At 71.9% G+C, this 18,200-nt stretch carries 15 protein-coding genes; 4 read left to right on the forward strand and 11 right to left on the reverse strand.

All coding sequences use genetic code 11. The annotated features are described in order from the left end of the window. Positions 1–19: 19 nt before the first annotated feature. The gene (gene uvrA / locus CUD01_RS12885; RefSeq protein ID WP_141321608.1) at positions 20–2,881 is read right to left on the reverse strand and encodes an excinuclease ABC subunit UvrA; all 2,862 of its coding nucleotides are present in this window, start codon (positions 2,879–2,881) and stop codon (positions 20–22) included. A gap of 285 nt (positions 2,882–3,166) precedes the next feature. Here uvrA and CUD01_RS12890 point away from each other — a divergent pair, with 285 nt between their 5' ends. Beyond that, the gene (locus CUD01_RS12890) at positions 3,167–4,960 is read left to right on the forward strand and encodes a glycoside hydrolase family 15 protein (protein ID WP_243860943.1); all 1,794 of its coding nucleotides are present in this window, start codon (positions 3,167–3,169) and stop codon (positions 4,958–4,960) included. Continuing rightward, the gene (locus CUD01_RS12895) at positions 4,957–5,670 is read left to right on the forward strand and encodes an MBL fold metallo-hydrolase (RefSeq protein WP_141321610.1); all 714 of its coding nucleotides are present in this window, start codon (positions 4,957–4,959) and stop codon (positions 5,668–5,670) included. Before CUD01_RS12890 ends, CUD01_RS12895 begins: the two co-directional genes overlap by 4 nt. 24 nt (positions 5,671–5,694) lie before the next feature. Here the strand turns inward: CUD01_RS12895 and CUD01_RS12900 are convergent, their stop codons facing one another. Both CUD01_RS12900 and CUD01_RS12905 read right to left on the reverse strand, forming a co-directional pair. Further along, positions 5,695–6,852, reverse strand: a complete 1,158-nt coding sequence (locus CUD01_RS12900) for an acyl-CoA dehydrogenase family protein (protein ID WP_141321612.1) — start codon at positions 6,850–6,852, stop codon at positions 5,695–5,697. Between the two features lie 49 nt (positions 6,853–6,901). Beyond that, a complete protein-coding gene (locus CUD01_RS12905; RefSeq protein ID WP_141321614.1) occupies positions 6,902–7,717 on the reverse strand; it encodes an aldo/keto reductase in 816 nt (271 codons plus the stop codon). 90 nt (positions 7,718–7,807) lie between these two features. On the opposite strand from CUD01_RS12905, the gene CUD01_RS12910 reads away from it, so the two are divergent. Beyond that, on the forward strand, positions 7,808–8,092 hold the full coding sequence (locus CUD01_RS12910; protein ID WP_141321616.1) for a YciI family protein: 285 nt from the start codon (positions 7,808–7,810) through the stop codon (positions 8,090–8,092). A gap of 71 nt (positions 8,093–8,163) precedes the next feature. Here CUD01_RS12910 and CUD01_RS12915 read toward each other — a convergent pair whose 3' ends face one another. The 8 genes from CUD01_RS12915 to CUD01_RS12950 form a co-directional block, all read right to left on the reverse strand. Next, the gene (locus CUD01_RS12915) at positions 8,164–9,156 is read right to left on the reverse strand and encodes a TerC family protein (RefSeq protein WP_141321618.1); all 993 of its coding nucleotides are present in this window, start codon (positions 9,154–9,156) and stop codon (positions 8,164–8,166) included. A 1-nt stretch (position 9,157) separates the two neighbouring features. Beyond that, on the reverse strand, positions 9,158–10,156 hold the full coding sequence (locus tag CUD01_RS12920; RefSeq protein ID WP_141321620.1) for a TerC family protein: 999 nt from the start codon (positions 10,154–10,156) through the stop codon (positions 9,158–9,160). Between the two features lie 233 nt (positions 10,157–10,389). Further along, positions 10,390–10,818: a VOC family protein gene (locus CUD01_RS12925; protein ID WP_141321622.1), complete on the reverse strand. Its 429-nt coding sequence runs from the start codon at positions 10,816–10,818 to the stop codon at positions 10,390–10,392. Between the two features lie 59 nt (positions 10,819–10,877). Further along, positions 10,878–12,983 (reverse strand): excinuclease ABC subunit UvrB, encoded by a 2,106-nt coding sequence (gene uvrB, locus CUD01_RS12930; RefSeq protein WP_094180075.1) that lies wholly within the window; start codon positions 12,981–12,983, stop codon positions 10,878–10,880. A gap of 63 nt (positions 12,984–13,046) precedes the next feature. Continuing rightward, the gene (locus tag CUD01_RS12935) at positions 13,047–13,463 is read right to left on the reverse strand and encodes a hypothetical protein (protein ID WP_141321624.1); all 417 of its coding nucleotides are present in this window, start codon (positions 13,461–13,463) and stop codon (positions 13,047–13,049) included. 225 nt (positions 13,464–13,688) lie between these two features. Further along, a complete protein-coding gene (gene coaE / locus CUD01_RS12940) occupies positions 13,689–14,333 on the reverse strand; it encodes a dephospho-CoA kinase (protein WP_141321626.1) in 645 nt (214 codons plus the stop codon). Positions 14,334–14,477: 144 nt separating this feature from the next. Further along, complete coding sequence (gene rpsA, locus CUD01_RS12945) at positions 14,478–15,947, reverse strand: 30S ribosomal protein S1 (RefSeq protein ID WP_094180078.1); 1,470 nt, start codon at positions 15,945–15,947, stop codon at positions 14,478–14,480. A 218-nt stretch (positions 15,948–16,165) separates the two neighbouring features. Then, positions 16,166–17,191, reverse strand: a complete 1,026-nt coding sequence (locus CUD01_RS12950; protein WP_094180079.1) for a 6-phosphofructokinase — start codon at positions 17,189–17,191, stop codon at positions 16,166–16,168. Between the two features lie 139 nt (positions 17,192–17,330). On the opposite strand from CUD01_RS12950, the gene CUD01_RS12955 reads away from it, so the two are divergent. Beyond that, complete coding sequence (locus CUD01_RS12955) at positions 17,331–18,152, forward strand: class I SAM-dependent methyltransferase (protein ID WP_141321628.1); 822 nt, start codon at positions 17,331–17,333, stop codon at positions 18,150–18,152. Positions 18,153–18,200: the final 48 nt, after the last annotated feature.

The raw sequence follows: 18,200 nt of genomic DNA on the forward strand, positions 1-18,200 counted from the left end.
GCGGGGGCCATGCGCACGCTCAGGCCGAGACCGCCGCGGGCTCGAGTTCCAGCACCTCGGCGAGGAAACGGCCCGTGTGGCTCGCGGACACTCCCGCGACGTGCTCGGGCGTCCCCTCCGCGACGACCGTGCCGCCGCCCGAGCCCCCCTCGGGACCCATGTCGATCACCCAGTCGGCGTTCTTGATGACGTCGAGGTTGTGCTCGATGACGATCACGGTGTTGCCCTTGTCGACGAGCGACTGCAGCACCCCGAGCAGCTTGCGGATGTCCTCGAAGTGCAGTCCGGTGGTGGGCTCGTCGAGCACGTACGCGGTGCGGCCCGTCGAGCGCCGCTGGAGCTCGGAGGCGAGCTTGACGCGCTGCGCCTCACCGCCCGACAGCGTCGGCGCGGGCTGGCCCAGGCGCACGTACCCCAGACCGACGTCGACGAGCGTCCGCAGGTGCCGGCTGATCGCGGGGACCGCGCTGAAGAACTCGGCGGCCTCCTCGATCGGCATGTCGAGCACGTCCGCGACCGTCTTGCCCTTGAAGTGCACCTCGAGCGTCTCGCGGTTGTACCGCGCGCCGTGGCAGACCTCGCACGGGACGTACACGTCCGGCAGGAAGTTCATCTCGATCTTGAGCGTGCCGTCGCCCGAGCACGCCTCGCAGCGCCCGCCCTTCACGTTGAACGAGAACCGCCCCGGCGTGTAGCCGCGGACCTTCGCCTCGGTCGTCTCCGCGAACAGCTTGCGGATGCTGTCCCACACGCCCGTGTACGTCGCGGGGTTCGAGCGCGGCGTGCGGCCGATCGGGCCCTGGTCGACGTGCACGACCTTGTCGAGCTGGTCGAGCCCCGTGACGCGCTTGTGCCGGCCGGCGACCTGGCGCGCGCCGTTGAGCTCGTTCGCCATCACCGTGTACAGGATCGAGTTCACGAGCGTCGACTTGCCGGAGCCCGACACGCCCGTGACGGCCGTCAGGACCCCCAGCGGGAACGACACGTCGATGCCGCGCAGGTTGTGCTCCCGCGCGCCCTGCACGGTCACGAGCCGCGACCGGTCGACCGGGCGCCGGTCGGCCGGCATCGGGATCTGCCGACGTCCCGACAGGTACGCGCCGGTCACTGACTCGTTCGAGGCGAGCAGCCCCGCGAGGTCGCCCGAGTGCACGACGCGACCACCGTGCTCTCCCGCGCCCGGGCCGATGTCCACGATCCAGTCGGCCATCCGGATGGTGTCCTCGTCGTGCTCGACGACGATGAGCGTGTTGCCCAGGTCGCGCAGACGCGTGAGCGTGTCGATCAGGCGTCGGTTGTCCCGCTGGTGCAGGCCGATCGAGGGCTCGTCGAGCACGTAGAGGACGCCCACCAGGCCGGAGCCGATCTGCGTCGCGAGCCGGATGCGCTGGGCCTCGCCGCCCGAGAGCGTCGCCGCCGGGCGCATCAGCGACAGGTAGTCCAGGCCCACGTCGAGCAGGAAGCCCAGGCGCGCCTGGATCTCCTTGAGCACCTGCGCCGCGATCTGCCGCTCACGCTCGCCGAGCGCGAGGGTGTCGAGGAAGTCGCGTGCCTCCCGGATCGGCAGCTCGCAGACCTCCGCGATCGACCGCCCGCCGACCTTGACGGCGAGCACCTCGGGCTTGAGCCGCTGGCCCTGGCACGTCGGGCACGGGACCTCACGCATGAAGCCCTCGTACTTGTCCTTGCTCCACTCCGACTCGGTCTCGGCGTGCCGGCGCTCGAGGAACGTGATCACGCCCTCGAACCCGGTGGAGTACTGGCGCTCGCGACCCCACCGGTTCCGGTAGCGGACCTGCACCTTGTGGTTGCGGCCGTGCAGGATCGCGTCCTTCGCGCGCTGCGGCAGCGCGCGCCACGGCACGTCCATGGCGAAGCCCATCTCGTCGGCGAGAGCCGACATGACGCGCTCGAAGTACTCCGAGGAGGTCTGCGCCCACGGGGCGACCGCGCCCTGCGCGAGGCTGAGCTCCTCGTCGGGCACGACGAGCTCCGGGTCGACCTCGAGACGCGAGCCGATGCCGGTGCACTCCGGGCACGCCCCGTACGGCGCGTTGAACGAGAACGTGCGCGGCTCGACCTCCTCGAGCGTGAGCACGTGGTCGTTCGGGCACGCCCGCTGCTCGGAGAACCGGCGCTCCTTGTCCGGGTCCTCGGCGTCGCGGTCCACCAGGTCGATCACGAGCAGCCCGCCGGACAGCCCGAGCGCGGTCTCCACCGAGTCGGTGAGGCGGCGCTGCACGCCCTCGCGCGCGACCAGCCGGTCGACCACGACCTCGATGTCGTGCTTGAGCTTCTTCTCGAGCGTCGGCGGTGCCGTGAGCTGCACGACCTCCCCGTCGACGCGCGCGCGAGAGAAGCCCTTCGCCTGCAGCTCTCCGAACAGGTCCGTGTACTCGCCCTTGCGGCCGCGGACGACGGGCGCGAGCACCTGGTACCGCGTGCCCTCGGGCAGCTCGAGCAGCCGGTCGACGATCTGCTGCGGCGTCTGCGCGGTGACGCGCTCGCCGCAGACGGGGCAGTACTGCGTCCCGGCGCGCGCGAACAGCAGGCGCAGGTAGTCGTACACCTCGGTGATCGTGCCGACCGTCGAGCGCGGGTTGCGGTTCGTCGACTTCTGGTCGATCGAGACGGCGGGCGACAGCCCCTCGATGAAGTCGACGTCGGGCTTGTCCATCTGCCCGAGGAACTGGCGCGCGTACGCCGAGAGCGACTCCACGTACCGCCGCTGCCCCTCGGCGAAGATCGTGTCGAAGGCCAGCGACGACTTCCCCGACCCGGACAGGCCGGTGAAGACGATCAGCTGGTCCCGAGGCAGGTCCAGGTCGACGTTGCGGAGGTTGTGCTCGCGGGCACCCTGCACCACCAGACGGTCGTTCACGGCGTGCAGTCTACGTTCCACCGCTGACAATCGCACACCCGTTCGATCCTCCTGGTGAGCAGCCACGCCACCCGCGGCCGCCCCGGCGCCGTCGTCGTGCCGAGCGTGCCCGATCACCCCATGCTGGGACGCACCATGACGACAGAACCGACCACGACCGGCGACCCGACGGTGACCGACGAACCGACAGCGACCGACGAACCGACAGTGACCGACGAACCGACCGTCGCCGCCGATCCGCCCACGGGCCCCACCGCGTCGATCGCGTCCACCGGACCCGAGCCCCTGCCCGTCCCCGTCGCCGAGTACGCGGTCGTCGGCGACGGGCGCACGACCGCGCTCGTCTCCCGCCGCGGCTCGATCGACTGGCTGTGCCTGCCGCACGTCGACTCGGCGGCGTGCTTCGCACGACTGCTCGGCACGGAGGACAACGGCCGCTGGCTGCTGACCGTCCCCGACGCGCACGAGGTCACGCGTCGCTACCTCGACGACTCGTTCGTCCTCGAGACGACGTATCGCTCCCCCACCGGCACCGCCGTCGTCACCGACTCGATGCCCATCTCCGACGGACGGGCGGACCTCGTGCGGCACGTGCGGTGCACGCGGGGCACGGTGCGCGTCGAGCACGAGTGGGTGGTGCGCTTCGGCTACGGCGGCATCGAGCCGTGGGTCACGCGCACCGGCGGCCCCGACGCGCGGATCCGCGCGGTGGCCGGACCGGACGCGCTCGTCCTGCGCGGGACGCGCCTGCCGCACGCCGACGACCACCGGCACCGCGACGCGTTCGAGCTGCGGGAGGGCGAGGAGCTCGAGCTCGACCTCACGTGGTCACGCTCGTGGGAGCCGGTGCCACCGCCCCTGGCGGCGGCGACCCGGGTCGACACGACGCGCGTCGCGTGGGGGCTGTGGGCGCGCGGCGCACGGTACGCGGGGCCGCACCGCGAGGCCGTCGTGCGCTCGCTGCTCGTGCTGCGGCTCCTCACCGACTTCGAGACGGGCGGCATCGCCGCCGCGGCGACGACGAGCCTGCCCGAGGACTTCGGCGGCGCACGCAACTGGGACTACCGCTACTGCTGGCTGCGCGACGCCGCGATGACGCTCGAGGCGCTCCTCGAGCAGGGGTTCCGCGACGAGGCGACCCAGTGGCGCGACTGGCTGCTGCGCGCCGTCGCCGGCGACCCCACCGACCTGCAGATCATGTACCGCGTCGACGGCGGGCGTGACCTGCCCGAGCGTGAGCTCGGACACCTGCCGGGCTACGCCGGCTCCCGCCCGGTGCGGCTCGGCAACGCCGCGGTCGGCCAGGTCCAGAACGACGTGCTGGGCGAGGTCATGTGCGCGCTGCACGAGGCACGCCGTGCCGGGATCACCGAGTCCGCGGACTCGTGGTCGCTCCAGCGCCACCTCCTCGAGGCGCTGCTGCGGCACTGGCGCGACCCGGACCGCGGGATCTGGGAGGTGCGCGGCGACCCCCGGCACTTCGTGCACTCGAAGGTCATGGCCTGGGCCGCGGTCGACCGCGCGGTGCGCGCCGTCGAGGAGCACGGCCTGTCCGGGCCGGTCGACCGCTGGCGCGCGGCGCGTGCGGAGATCCATGCGGACGTGCTGGCCCACGGCTGGGACGCGGACCGCGGGACGTTCGTGCAGCACTACGGCGCGACGCACACCGACGCCTCGCTCCTGCAGATCCTCCAGGTCGGTTTCCTGCCGCCCGACGACCCTCGCGTCCTCGGCACGCTCGCCGCGGTGCGCGCCGAGCTGGAGGTCGCCCCGGGGCTGCTGCGCCGCTACCGCACCGAACGGACCGACGACGGTGTGCCCGGCGGCGAGCACGCCTTCCTCGCGTGCTCGTTCTGGCTCGCGGAGGCGCTCGCCCGCACGGGGCAGGTCGACGAGGCGTGCGAGGTGCTGGACGGGCTCGTCGGGCTGACGAACGACGTCGGTCTCCTCGCCGAGCAGTACGACCCGGTCGGGCGCCGGATGGCCGGCAACGTGCCCCAGGCGCTGTCGCACCTCGCGCTCGTGCGTGCGGCCCACGCCGTCGGGCTGGCCACGGGCGCCTCGGAGGGACCCGCATGAGCACGGCACCCTGGACCGGTCACGTGACGCCCGGCGGCCCGACCGCGGTGCGGGTGCTCGACGAGGTCGAGCTCCGCAAGGCGTCGGTCGGGCCGATGGACAACAACGCCTACCTGCTGACGTGCCGCCGCGACGGCGCGCAGCTGCTCGTCGACGCCGCCGCCGACCCGGACCGCCTGCTCGCGCTGGTGCGCGAGGGCGACGCGAGCGCCCGGCTCGACCTGGTCGTCACGACGCACCGGCACCGCGACCATGTCGGAGCGCTCGCGTCGGTCGTCGCGGTGACGGGTGCGCGGACGGCCGCCGGCGCCGACGACGCGGACGCGATCACCGAGGCGACGGGCGTGCCGGTCGGGCGGCGCCTGCACGACGGCGACCTGCTGGTCGTCGGGCACGTCACGCTCGAGGTGGTCGCGCTGCGCGGCCACACGCCCGGGTCGGTCGCGCTCGCCTACCGCGAGCCCGAGCACACGCACGTCCCGGGCGCGGCGCCCGGCCGGGTGCACCTGCTGACGGGCGACTCGCTGTTCCCCGGTGGGGTCGGCCGCACCACGACCCCGCAGGACTTCACGTCGCTGTACGACGACGTCGTCGCCCGAGTCTTCGACCGGTTCGACGATGAGACGTGGGTGTACCCCGGTCACGGGCGCGACACGACGCTCGGGGCGGAACGTCCGCACCTCGCGCAGTGGCGCGCCCGGGGCTGGTGACGGCGCTCGCGCGCCGTAGGCGCGTCAGGCCTCCGGCGGGCCGAGCACGGACGTGGCCACCGTCGCGTGCGCGGACTCGTCGTCGGACGGGTGGAAGATCCCCGCGAGCACGTCTCGGTAGAGCCGGCCCAGCTCGTTGCCGCTGAAGTACGACCCGCCGCCCGACGCGCGCAGCGCGAGCTCGACGACCTGGCGCGCCGACTCCGTCGCGCGGACCTTGAGCCCCACGAGCTGGGCGAACCAGCGCGCGCCGTGGTCCACCCGCTCGTCGACGTCGCGCGCGAGCGCGAACACCTGCAGCTCGGCGCCGTCCTGCAGCAGCGCGGCGTCGGCGATGCGCCACCGGATGTCGGGGTCCTGCGCATACGCTCGCCCTCCGTTCTTGAGCGAGGTCCGACGACGAGCGGCCGCGACCGCGAGCTCGACCGCGCGGCGCCCGATGCCCGTGTAGACCGCGCCGAGCAGGATCTCGAACACGGAGAACAACGCGAACATGAACGAGTCGGCGGACGGCCCGGCGGGCAGGCTGCGGTACACACGCCCGGGCGGCGCGTAGGCGCCGTCCAGCACGGTCGTCGTCGACTGCGTGGCACGCATACCCAGCGTGTCCCAGTCGTCCTTGGCCGTGACGCCCTCCCGCCCGACGACGCCGTGGACGAGGCGCGGGTCGGCCGGGTCCGAGTCGTCGAGACCGAACGTCGCGAGCCGCGTCCACACGGGCGACAGGGACGTGAAGATCTTGGTGCCGAAGAACCTGTAGCCCCCGTCCGCCTGGCGCTCGGCGCGGGTCCGCGAGCCGAACATCACCAGGTCGTTGCCGGCCTCCGAGTTGCCGAACGCGAACACCTCACCGTCCGCCGCGTCCTGCAGGACGAACTCGAACGCCTCGTCCCCGCGCTCGACGAGCTGCGCCGCCAGGCCGGTCACGACGAGGTGCATGTTCACGGCCAGCGCCGTCGCGGGCGCCGCGGCGGCGAGCCGGACCTGCTCGCGTGCGACCTCCTCCAGGGTGAGCCCTGAACCACCGAGCCGCCGCGGCACGAACGCCCGCAGGTAGCCGGCCTCCGCGAGCTCCGCGAGGTCGTCGTGCGGGAACGTGTTCTCGCGGTCGTGAGCCGCGGCGCGCTCGTGCACACGGGTCAGCAGGTCGTCGGTGAGGAGTGTGCGCAGCTCGCGCGCCATGGTCGCCTCGTCTCGTGCTCGGGTCGGTCGGTGATCGGGTGCCGCGGGGTCAGCTCACGAGGTCCGGGTGGGAGCCGGAGCGCTCACCGCGGTCGAGCGCCGCGATCCGCTGGTGGTCCCGCGGGGTCAGCTCGAGGTCCGCCCCGGCGAGGTTCTCGCGGATGCGCGCGGGCGTCACCGACTTCGGGACGACCGCGACACCCAGGTCGAGGTGCCAACGCAGGACCACCTGCGCGACGCTCGCGCCGTGCTCACGCGCGATGTCGAGCAGGACGGGATCCTCCAGGACGGCGCCCCGGCCCAGCGGCGACCACGCCTGCGTCACGATGCCGAGCTCGGAGTGCAGCGCGCGCAGCTCGCGCTGCTGCAGGTACGGGTGCAGCTCGACCTGGTTCACCACGGGCACCTCACCCGAGTCCTCCACGATGCGCTCCAGGTGGTCGGGCTGGAAGTTCGAGACGCCCACCGACCGCACGCGGCCCTCGTCGCGCAGCCGCAGCAACGTGCGCCACGTCGGCACGTACTGCTCCCGCGCCGGAGCGGGCCAGTGGATCAGGTACAGGTCCGGCGCGCCGAGCCCCAGGCGCCCGACCGACTCCTCGAACGCCGCCTCGGCGCGGTCGCCCTGCGCGTCGTTCCACAGCTTCGTCGTGACGAAGACGTCGTCCCGGTCGAGGCCGCTGGCGCGCACCGCGCGCCCCACCGCGGCCTCGTTGCGGTACAGCGTCGCCGTGTCGACGAGCCGGTACCCCGCCGTCAGCGCCTCGGCCACCGCGGGCTGCGCGGCCTCGTCGGACACCTTGTAGACCCCGAAGCCGAGGACCGGCATGCGCATGCCGTCGGCGAGCGTCACGCGAGTCGTCATCCCGCCACTCTGCCACCCGACCAGGCCCGACGCGTGCCGGTGGCCGGTCGGTGTGCGCCATCCCACGTCGCGTTCGGGCAGGATGTCGCCATGGCCACCTTCGCCGTCCGCTACACCTACGACGAGCGCACCGACGCTCGCGACCACTTCCGCCCCGAGCACCGCGCCTACCTCGCGGGCCTCGCCGACGTGGGCGCGCTCAAGGGCTCCGGACCGTGGACGGACGGCGCGCCCGGCGCGCTGCTCGTCCTCGTCGCGGACGACGAGGAGCGCCTGCGGGCGATGCTCGCGGACGACCCGTTCCAGCGCGAGGGCCTCGTCGCCGAGACCGAGGTGCGCGGCTGGGACGTCGTGCTCGGTCCCTGGGCCTCCTGACCCCGCCGCACCGGCACGGCACCGGCACGGCACCGGCACGGCATCGGCACCGCACCGACCCCGCGTGCCGCTCAGGGCGTGAGCGCCGCCCGGGCGTCGCGCGCGGACTTCACCAGGCTCACGGCCGCCGTCGTCCCGAGGATCACGACGATCGCGACCAGCGACAGCCAGATCGGGATCTCCGGCGCCCACGCCACGGGCTCACCGCCGTTGATGACCGGCAGCTCGTTCTCGTGCAACGCCTCGAGCACGAGCTTCACGCCGATGAAGCCGAGCAGCACCGCGAGCCCGTAGTTCAGGTAGACCAGGCGCGCGAGCAGGTCACCGAGCAGGAAGTACAGCTGGCGCAGCCCCATGAGCGCGAACAGGTTCGCCATCATGATGAGGTACGGCTCGCTCGTCAGCCCGAACAGCGCGGGGATGGAGTCGAACGCGAACAGCAGGTCCGTCGCGCCCAGCGCGACCAGGACGATCAGCATCGGCGTGATGAGGCGCCGCCCGTTCTCGACGACCGTCAGGTGCACGCCGTGGTACTGCGTGGTCGACGGGAACCAGCGCTGCACGAGGCGCAGCAGCAGGGGCGGGTGGAACTCGTCGGGGCCGTCGTCCGACCCCTCACGTGCGACCTTCCACGCCGTCCACACGAGGAACGCACCGAACAGGTAGAACACCCAGCTGAACGTGCTGACGATCGCCGACCCGAGCAGGATGAACACGGTCCGGAACACCAGCGCCAGCACGATCCCGACGAGCAGCGCCGTCTGCTGGTACTGCCGCGGCACGGCGAACCGACCCATGATGAGCATGAAGACGAACAGGTTGTCGACCGACAGCGAGTACTCGGTGAGCCAGCCCGCGTAGAACTCACCCGCGTACTGGCCCCCCGACGTGACGAGCACTCCGAGCCCGAACAGCACCGCGAGGCCGACGTACAGCCCGAGGTGCCGCAGGCACTCCGCGGTGCTCGGCACGTGCGGCCGGCGCCCCACGATCACCACGTCGACGACCAGCAGGGCGGTCACGATCCCGAGCGAGACCGCCCACACCAGCAGCGAGACGTCCACGTCACTCCTGTCCGGCAGCGACGCGTCGGTCGCTGCGTGTCTTGAGAAGGCTGGCGACCGTCGCGACCGCGAGGGTCCCCAGGATCACCGTGAGCGAGAGCCAGATGGGGATCTCCGGCGCCCACTCGATGTGCTCGCCCCCGTTGATGAACGGCAGCTCGTTGGTGTGCATCGCGTGCAGCAGGAGCTTCACCCCGATGAAGCCGAGGATCACCGCGAGGCCCTGCGAGAGGTACACGAGACGCTCGAGCAGCCCGCCGATGAGGAAGTACAGCTGACGCAGCCCGAGCAGCGCGAACGCGTTCGCGGTGAACACGATGTACGGCTCCTCGGTCAGACCGTAGATCGCGGGGATCGAGTCGAGCGCGAACAGGATGTCCGTCGAGCCGATCGCGACCATGACGAGGAGCATCGGCGTGAGCAGCCGCTTGCCGTCGACCACTGTCGTGAGCCGGTCGCCGTCGTACTCCGTCGTCGTCGGGAAGACGCGACGCACCGCCCGCACGAGGAACCCGTCGCCGACCTCCTTCTCGTCGGACCCGTCGTGGTCCTCCCGCGCGAGCTTGACGCCGGTGTACACGAGGAACGCACCGAACAGGTAGAAGACCCACGACCACCGCTCGATCGCCGCCGCGCCCACGAGGATGAACACGGTGCGCAGCACCAGCGCGATCGCCACACCGACCAGCAGCACCTTCTGCTGGAACGCCCTGGGGACGGCGAACCTCGTCATGATGATCAGGAACACGAACAGGTTGTCGACCGACAAGCTCTTCTCGGTCACGTACCCCGCGAAGTACTCCGCGCCGTGGTCCCAGCCCCAGAACGCGCCGACCGCCACACCGAACAGCAGCGCGAGGACGATGTAGACCGACGACCACCAGGCCGACTCGCGGAACGTCGGCTCGTGCGGCGTGCGCACGTGCGCGAAGAAGTCGAAGACGAGCAGACCGACGACGCCGGCGGCCGTGAGCAGCCAGACGAGGCTCGAGACATCCATGGACAGACCTCCGGTACGAGTTGTGCGTGAGTACCGAAGGTCTCCCCCGCCCGCGATGCGGGCCGACCGCACCGGGCTCCGTCGGTCGCCACCACGGCGGATCGCCGGGCTGGACCGGCGGCGTCCGTGATGACGACGCGGCCGATTGTGGGGTACTCCCCTTCACCGTCCGCCATCGTAGGTGACGGATGCCCCACGCGCCGCACGTGTCCACGGCCGCGCGCGTCGGGCCGCTACTGGACGCAGAACTCGTTGCCCTCGGGGTCCTGCATCGTCACCCAGAAGCTGCCGAGCTCCTCCTTCTCGTACAGCCGCCGCGCGCCGAGCCCCTCGAGCTCGCTCGCCCGGGCACGCACCGCGTCCGGACGCTCCTCGCGCGGGAGGTCCGGCCGGACCGTCACGTCGAGGTGCACGCGGTTCTTGCCCGACTTCTCCTCGGGGACCTTCTGGAACCACAGGCGCGGGCCGGCTCCGTCCGGGTCGACCACGGCGTACGCGGAGTCGCGCTGCTCGACCGGGACGCCCATCGCGTCGAGCGCCTCGTCCCACGTCGAGAACGGCGGCGGGGGCGCGTCCTCCACGTAGCCGAGCACCTGCGCCCAGAACCGGCCCAGCGTGGGCGGGCTCGCGGCGTCGAACGTGACCTGGATCCGTGCTGCCATGCTCACTCCTCGTCGTCCTGCGGGTGGGCGGGTGGCGCGTGGGTGGACGCGTCGTGCCGTCAGGCGGTCGCGGCCTGCATCTGCCGCAGTTCCTTCTTCAGGCCCGAGATCTCGTCACGCAGCCGCGCGGCGAGCTCGAACTGCAGCTCACCGGCCGCCGCGTGCATCTGGTCCGTGAGCTCCTGGATCAGCGTCGCGAGCTCACCCGCGGCAGCGCCGGTGAGCCGGGTCCGCTCGTCGGACGGCGCCGCCTTCGAGCCGAACCCGGGGACCGGCGCCTTGCCGCGGCTCGTCTGACGGCCGCCACCGCCCAGCAGCTCGGCGGTGTCCGCGTCCTCACGCGCGAGCATGTCGGTGATGTCGCCGATCTTCTTGCGCAACGGCTGCGGGTCGATCCCGTGCTCGAGGTTGTAGGCGACCTGCTTCTCGCGGCGCCGGCTGGTCTCCTCGATCGCGAGCTGCATCGCCGGCGTGACCTTGTCCGCGTACATGTGGACCTGGCCGGACACGTTGCGCGCCGCGCGGCCGATGGTCTGGATGAGCGACTTGCCCGAGCGCAGGAAGCCCTCCTTGTCCGCGTCGAGGATCGCGACGAGCGACACCTCCGGCAGGTCCAGGCCCTCGCGCAGCAGGTTGATCCCGACCAGCACGTCGTACTCGCCGAGCCGGAGCTCGCGCAGCAGCTCGACGCGGCGCAGCGTGTCGACCTCGGAGTGCAGGTACCGCACCCGCACGCCCTTCTCGAGAAGGTAGTCCGTGAGGTCCTCGGCCATCTTCTTGGTCAGCGTCGTGACGAGCACGCGCTCGTCGCGGTCCACCCGGTCGCGGATCTCGCCGAGCAGGTCGTCGATCTGACCCTTCGTCGGCTTGACGACGACCTCCGGGTCGACGAGGCCCGTCGGGCGGATGATCTGCTCGACGACACCGTCGGACATCGACAGCTCGTAGTCGCCCGGCGTGGCGGAGAGGTAGACCGTCTGCCCGATGCGCTCGACGAACTCCTCCCACCGCAGGGGGCGGTTGTCGACGGCGCTCGGCAGGCGGAAGCCGTGCTCGACGAGCGAACGCTTGCGTGACATGTCGCCCTCGAACATCGCGCCGATCTGCGGCACGGTCACGTGCGACTCGTCGATGACCAGCAGGAAGTCCTCGGGGAAGAAGTCCAGCAGCGTGTTGGGCGCCGACCCGGCCGCGCGTCCGTCGATGTGCCGCGAGTAGTTCTCGATGCCGGAGCACGAGCCCACCTGCCGCATCAGCTCGATGTCGTACGTCGTGCGCATCCGCAGGCGCTGCGCCTCGAGCAGCTTGTTCTGCCGCTCGAGCTCCGCGAGCCGCTCCTCGAGCTCGGCCTCGATGCCGTGGATCGCGCGTTCCATGCGCTCCGGCCCCGCCACGTAGTGCGTCGCCGGGAAGATCATCATCTCGTCCTCGGCGCGGACCACCTCACCGGTGAGCGGGTGCAGCGTCGCGATCGCCTCGATCTCGTCCCCGAAGAACTCGATCCGGACGGCCAGCTCCTCGTACATCGGGATGATCTCGACCGTGTCGCCACGCACCCGGAACGTGCCGCGCGTGAACGCCATGTCGTTGCGCGAGTACTGCATCTGCACGAACCGGCGCAGCAGCTGGTCGCGGTCCACCTGGTCGCCGACGCGCAGCGTGACCATGCGGTCCACGTACTCCTGCGGGGTACCCAGACCGTAGATGCAGGAGACCGACGCGACGACGACCACGTCACGGCGTGTGAGCAGCGAGGACGTCGCCGAGTGCCGCAGACGCTCGACCTCGTCGTTGATCGACGAGTCCTTCTCGATGTAGGTGTCCGTCTGCGCGATGTACGCCTCGGGCTGGTAGTAGTCGTAGTACGAGACGAAGTACTCGACCGCGTTGTTGGGCAACAGCTCGCGGAACTCGGTCGCGAGCTGCGCGGCCAGCGTCTTGTTCGGCGCCATGACGAGCGTCGGACGCTGCACCTGCTCGATCAGCCAGGCGGTCGTCGCAGACTTGCCGGTACCCGTCGCGCCCAGCAGCACGACGTCCTTCTCGCCGGCCTGCAGCCGACGCGTGAGCTGGGCGATCGCCTGAGGCTGGTCGCCGGACGGCGTGTAGTCCGACACGACCTCGAAGGGCGCGACGGTCCGCTGGAGCTCCGTGACTGGACGCATGGCACCACGGTACGTCGGACCACCGACACACCCGTCGCCGGCGTCAATCGCCGGCCACGGGGCTCAGTCCTTGCCGTCGACCAGGGTGACGATCGCGTTCGGGTCCTCGCGCACCACCGCGGCGACGTACCAGTCCATGAAGATCTCGTACGCGCTGAAGCCGAGGAGCTTGCGCTTCGCCATCGGGATGAGCGCGTTGACGCCGCCGTCCTTGGTGCGGAAGAACGTGATCGCGGTCCGGGCCGTGGTGCGGCCCACCGCACGGTCGGTGCGCACCTCGAAGCGGATCAGCTCCGCACCCTCGATGTGGTCACGCAGCGACACCGTCGTCGAGTGCGGGGTGCGTGCCTCGACGCGGAACCGGCCCACGTCCGAGTCGCCGGACATCGCCGCCTTCTCCGCGAGCTCGAGCATGCGACCCTCGGACAGCGCCGACGACGCGACCGACACCGACGCGCGCGTCTGGACGGGCTTGACCATCCGCTCGTACCTCCTTGTTGCGGCGACCTCTTCGGCACCGGATGTGTCGTCTATCGGTCGTCCGACCGTCGAAGTTGAGCCCCCACCAGGCACAAGGCACTTTCGTCCCCGGTCTGGCGGGACCATAGCGGCTCGCGCGGACGGGCGGAACGGCCGTTCCCAGATCGTGACCGAGAGTGCCTCGGACGCCGCATCCGCTCACACCGCCGTGTGACGGCGGGCGGCTCAGCCGTGCCGCGCGTCGGTCTCCTCGGCGGCCCGCTCCTGCGTCCGCTCCGTGCACAGCCGGTCCCACAGCTCGTCCACCTGCGCGCGCAGGTCCGCGTCGGTCCCCGACCCGTCCAGGACCACGTCCGCCACCGCCACGCGCTCGTCGTCGCCGGCCTGCGCCGCGACCCGCGCCTCGGCGTCCTCGCGTGACATGCCGCGCAGCCGCACGAGGCGCTCGACGCGCAGCACCGCCGGCGCGTGGACGACGACGACGAGGTGGAACGAGCCGGCCTGACCTGTCTCGACGAGCAGCGGGATGTCGTGGACGACGACCGCGCCCGGGTCGGCCGTCGCGGCGGCGGCCTCACGCTCGGCCGACAGGCGCCGCACCGCGGGGTGCACGATCGCCTCGAGGGTCCGCCGACGCTCGTCGTCGCCGAACACCACTGACGCGAGCGCGGCGCGGTCGAGCGAGCCGTCGGGTGCGAGCACCTCCGCACCGAACGCCTCGACCACCGCGTCGAGCCCGGCCGTCCCCGGCGCCACCGCCTCGCGCGCGAGCGCGTCGGCGTCCACGACGACGGCGCCTCGCTCGGCCAGGCGGCGCGCCGCCACGGACTTGCCGGCCGCGATCCCACCCGTCAACCCGATGCGCTGCATGGGCCCCATCCTGCCCGCACGGGCCGTCCCGCGCCCGCGGCAGGTCGAGGCCGGCCCGGCACACGCCGACGGGCCGGCCACCCGTAGGTGACCGGCCCGTCGTGGAGCGTGCCGCGGGATGAGGCCCGCGGTGCGTTCAGCTGCTCAGTTGCCGGTGAGCTTCTCGCGCAGAGCGGCGAGCGCCTCGTCGGACGCGAGCGTCCCCGTGGCCTCGTCGGTCGACGACGAGTAGGTCGACGGCGCAGGAGCGCTGCTGCCCTCGGGCGTCTGCGCCTCGGCGTCGGCCTTCTGCGCGTCCGCGACCTGCTTGCGGTGCGCCTCCCAGCGCTCGTGCGCGGCCGCGTACTGGGCCTCCCACGCCTCGCGCTGCGTCTCGAAGCCCTCGAGCCACTCGTTCGTCGTCGGGTCGAAGCCCTCCGGGTACTTGTAGTTGCCCTGCTCGTCGTACTCGGCCGCCATGCCGTACAGCGCGGGGTCGAAGTCCTCCGACTCGGGGTCGAAGCCCTCGTTCGCCTGCTTCAGCGACAGCGAGATGCGGCGACGCTCGAGGTCGATGTCGATGACCTTGACGAACACGTCGTCGCCGACCTGCACGACCTGCTCCGGGATCTCGACGTGGCGCACGGCCAGCTCCGAGATGTGCACGAGGCCCTCGATGCCGTCCTCGACGCGCACGAACGCGCCGAACGGGACGAGCTTGGTGACCTTGCCGGGGACGACCTGGCCGATGGCGTGCGTCCGGGCGAAGGCCTGCCACGGGTCCTCCTGCGTCGCCTTCAGCGACAGGGAGACACGCTCGCGGTCGAAGTCGACGTCGAGGACCTCGACCGTGACCTCCTGGCCGACCTCGACGACCTCGGACGGGTGGTCGATGTGCTTCCAGGACAGCTCGGAGACGTGCACGAGGCCGTCCACGCCACCCAGGTCGACGAACGCGCCGAAGTTGACGATCGAGGAGACGACACCGGGGCGCACCTGGCCCTTCTGCAGCGTCTGCAGGAAGGTGGAGCGGACCTCGGACTGCGTCTGCTCGAGCCACGCGCGGCGCGACAGGACCACGTTGTTGCGGTTCTTGTCGAGCTCGATGATCTTGGCCTCGATCTCCTTGCCCACGTAGGGGCCGAGGTCGCGGACACGACGCATCTCGACGAGCGACGCGGGAAGGAAGCCGCGCAGACCGATGTCGAGGATGAGGCCGCCCTTGACGACCTCGATGACGGTGCCGGTGACGACGCCGTCCTCCTCCTTGATCTTCTCGATCGTGCCCCACGCGCGCTCGTACTGCGCCCGCTTCTTGGACAGGATCAGCCGGCCTTCCTTGTCCTCCTTCTGGAGGACCAGGGCCTCGACCTCGTCGCCGACCTTGACGACCTCGCCGGGGTCCACGTCGTGCTTGATGGACAGCTCACGGGAGGGGATGACGCCCTCGGTCTTGTAACCGATGTCCAGCAGGACCTCGTCACGGTCGACCTTGACGACGACGCCCTCGACGATGTCGCCGTCGTTGAAGTACTTGATGGTGGCGTCGATCGCGGCGAGGAGGTCCTCGGCCGTGCCGATGTCGTTGATCGCGACCTGCGGCGTGCCGGACTTCGCGGGGGTGGAGATGCTCATGTAGTGGTGGGCTCCGATGCGGACAGGAAGTAGTTCGGACGTGGACGGCGGGCACGGCTCGACGACGGGATCACGTGGATGTGTTCTCGAGGCCCCCGACGGCCCGTCGCGGCTCCCGACGAACGGGAGATCACGCGGGCTCGCGAGAAGAAGGCGCGCGGCACCGCCGTCCACCCTATCGGTGGATGGCGGGACCGGTCAAAGCGTCCCCGGGGAGGTCAGGCGAGCGCGCTGGCCACCGCGAGCAGCTCCGCGGGCACGTGCTTGACCTTGCCCGCGACCTCCTCGAGGGGCACGAGCTCGACCCGGTCGCCGCGCAGCGCGGTCATGACGTTCGAGCGCCCCTGGGACACCGCGTCGATCGCCGCGACGCCGAACCGGCTGCCGAGGATCCGGTCGGTCGGCGTCGGCGTCCCGCCACGCTGCACGTGGCCCAGCACGGTCACGCGCGTGTCGAACCCCGTGCGCTGCTCGATCTCGGCCTTGAGCCGCTCGCCGATCGCGCCGGCGACGATCTCGCCGAACTTGCCGACCTGCGTCTCGTAGTGCATCGCCGTGCCCTCGGCCGGGACCGCACCCTCCGCGACGACGATGATCGAGAAGCTCGCGTGCGCGCGGTGCCGGTGCTTGAGGAACCGCTCGATGCGCTCGATGTCGAACGGCGCCTCGGGCGCCAGCACGATCTCCGCACCACCGGCGATGCCCGCGGTCGTCGCGATCCACCCGGCGTGCCGGCCCATGACCTCGACGATCATGACGCGGTTGTGGCTCTCCGCGGTGGTGTGGATGCGGTCCACCGCGTCGGTCGCGACCGTCACGGCCGTGTCGAAGCCGATGGACTGGTCCGTGCCCCACACGTCGTTGTCGATGGTCTTGGGGATCGCGACGATGTTCACACCCGCCTCCGCCATCTTGCTCGCGGCGTGCAGGGTCCCGTCGCCCCCGATGCAGATGAGCGCCTCGAGGCGCTCGGCCTCGAGAGTCGCGAGCACGGCGTCGATCCCGCCGTCGGACGCGTGCGGGTGGAACCGCGCGGTACCCAGCAGCGTGCCGCCCACGGGCAGGACGTTGCGGATGTCCTTGCGCGTGAGGGGCTGGACGTCGCCGTCGACGACGCCGCGCCACCCGTTGCGGAAGCCGACGATCTGGTGGCCGTACTCCCCCTCGCCTCGCTTGACCACGGCCCGGATGGCTGCGTTCAGCCCCGGGACGTCGCCACCTCCGGTGAGCAGACCGACTCGCACGCGTGCGCTCCTTCGTCGACAACAGGTGGGGGAACAGCGGTCCGCGCGTCGTCGGGCGTCCGTGTGCACGTCAGCCTAACGGCGCGCGGCGCGAGCAGCGCAGACCTTCCGTCCCAGGGATGTCGGCGACACTGGTGGCATGCCCTCCGCCGCGCACGACGACGACCGCCCGGACGAGCTCGCGGAGGTGGCGTTCCGCCACGTCGCGGACGACGGCTCCGCGGGGCGCCGCTGGTGGGACGCGAACGCCGACGACTACCTCGACGAGCACGGCGCGTTCCTCGGGCCGGCCGACTTCGTCTGGTGCCCCGAGGGGCTGCGCGAGGCCGACGCCCGGCTGCTCGGCGAGATCACGCCCGCGACGCGCGTCCTCGAGGTCGGGGCGGGCGCCGCGCAGTGCAGCCGCTGGCTCGCCGCGCAGGGCGCCTCGGTGCTCGCGACCGACGTCTCGCGCTCGATGCTCGCCGCGGGCCGCCGGTACGACGAGGCGGCCGGCGTGCGGGTGCCCGCGGTGGTCGCCGACGCGCGTCGGCTGCCGTTGCCGGACGCGTGCGTGGACGTCGCGTTCACCGCGTTCGGCGCCATCCCGTTCGTCCCGGACGCGCGCGCCGTGCACGTCGAGGCCGCCCGCGTGCTGCGCCCGGGCGGGCGGTGGGTGTTCGCGGTGACGCACCCGCTGCGGTGGGCGTTCCCCGACGACCCCGAGGGCCTGACGGCGATCCGCTCCTACTTCGACCGGCGCCCGTACGTGGAGCTCGGCGCGTCGGGGGCCGTGCTGTACGCCGAGTACCACCGCACGCTCGGCGACCACGTCGCGGACGTCGTCGGCGCGGGCCTGGTGCTGGACCGGGTGGTCGAGCCCGAGTGGCCCGCGGGGCACGACCGCACGTGGGGCGGCTGGGGCCCGGTCCGGGGCGCGCTGCTGCCCGGTACCGCGATCTTCGTGACGCACCGCCCCTGACCCCGCAGGGGCGTGACGGCGGGCGGCCCGGCCCGCGGGCCGCCCGCC

This window comes from Cellulomonas uda, from assembly GCF_006538705.1.
Taxonomy (GTDB): domain Bacteria; phylum Actinomycetota; class Actinomycetes; order Actinomycetales; family Cellulomonadaceae; genus Cellulomonas; species Cellulomonas uda.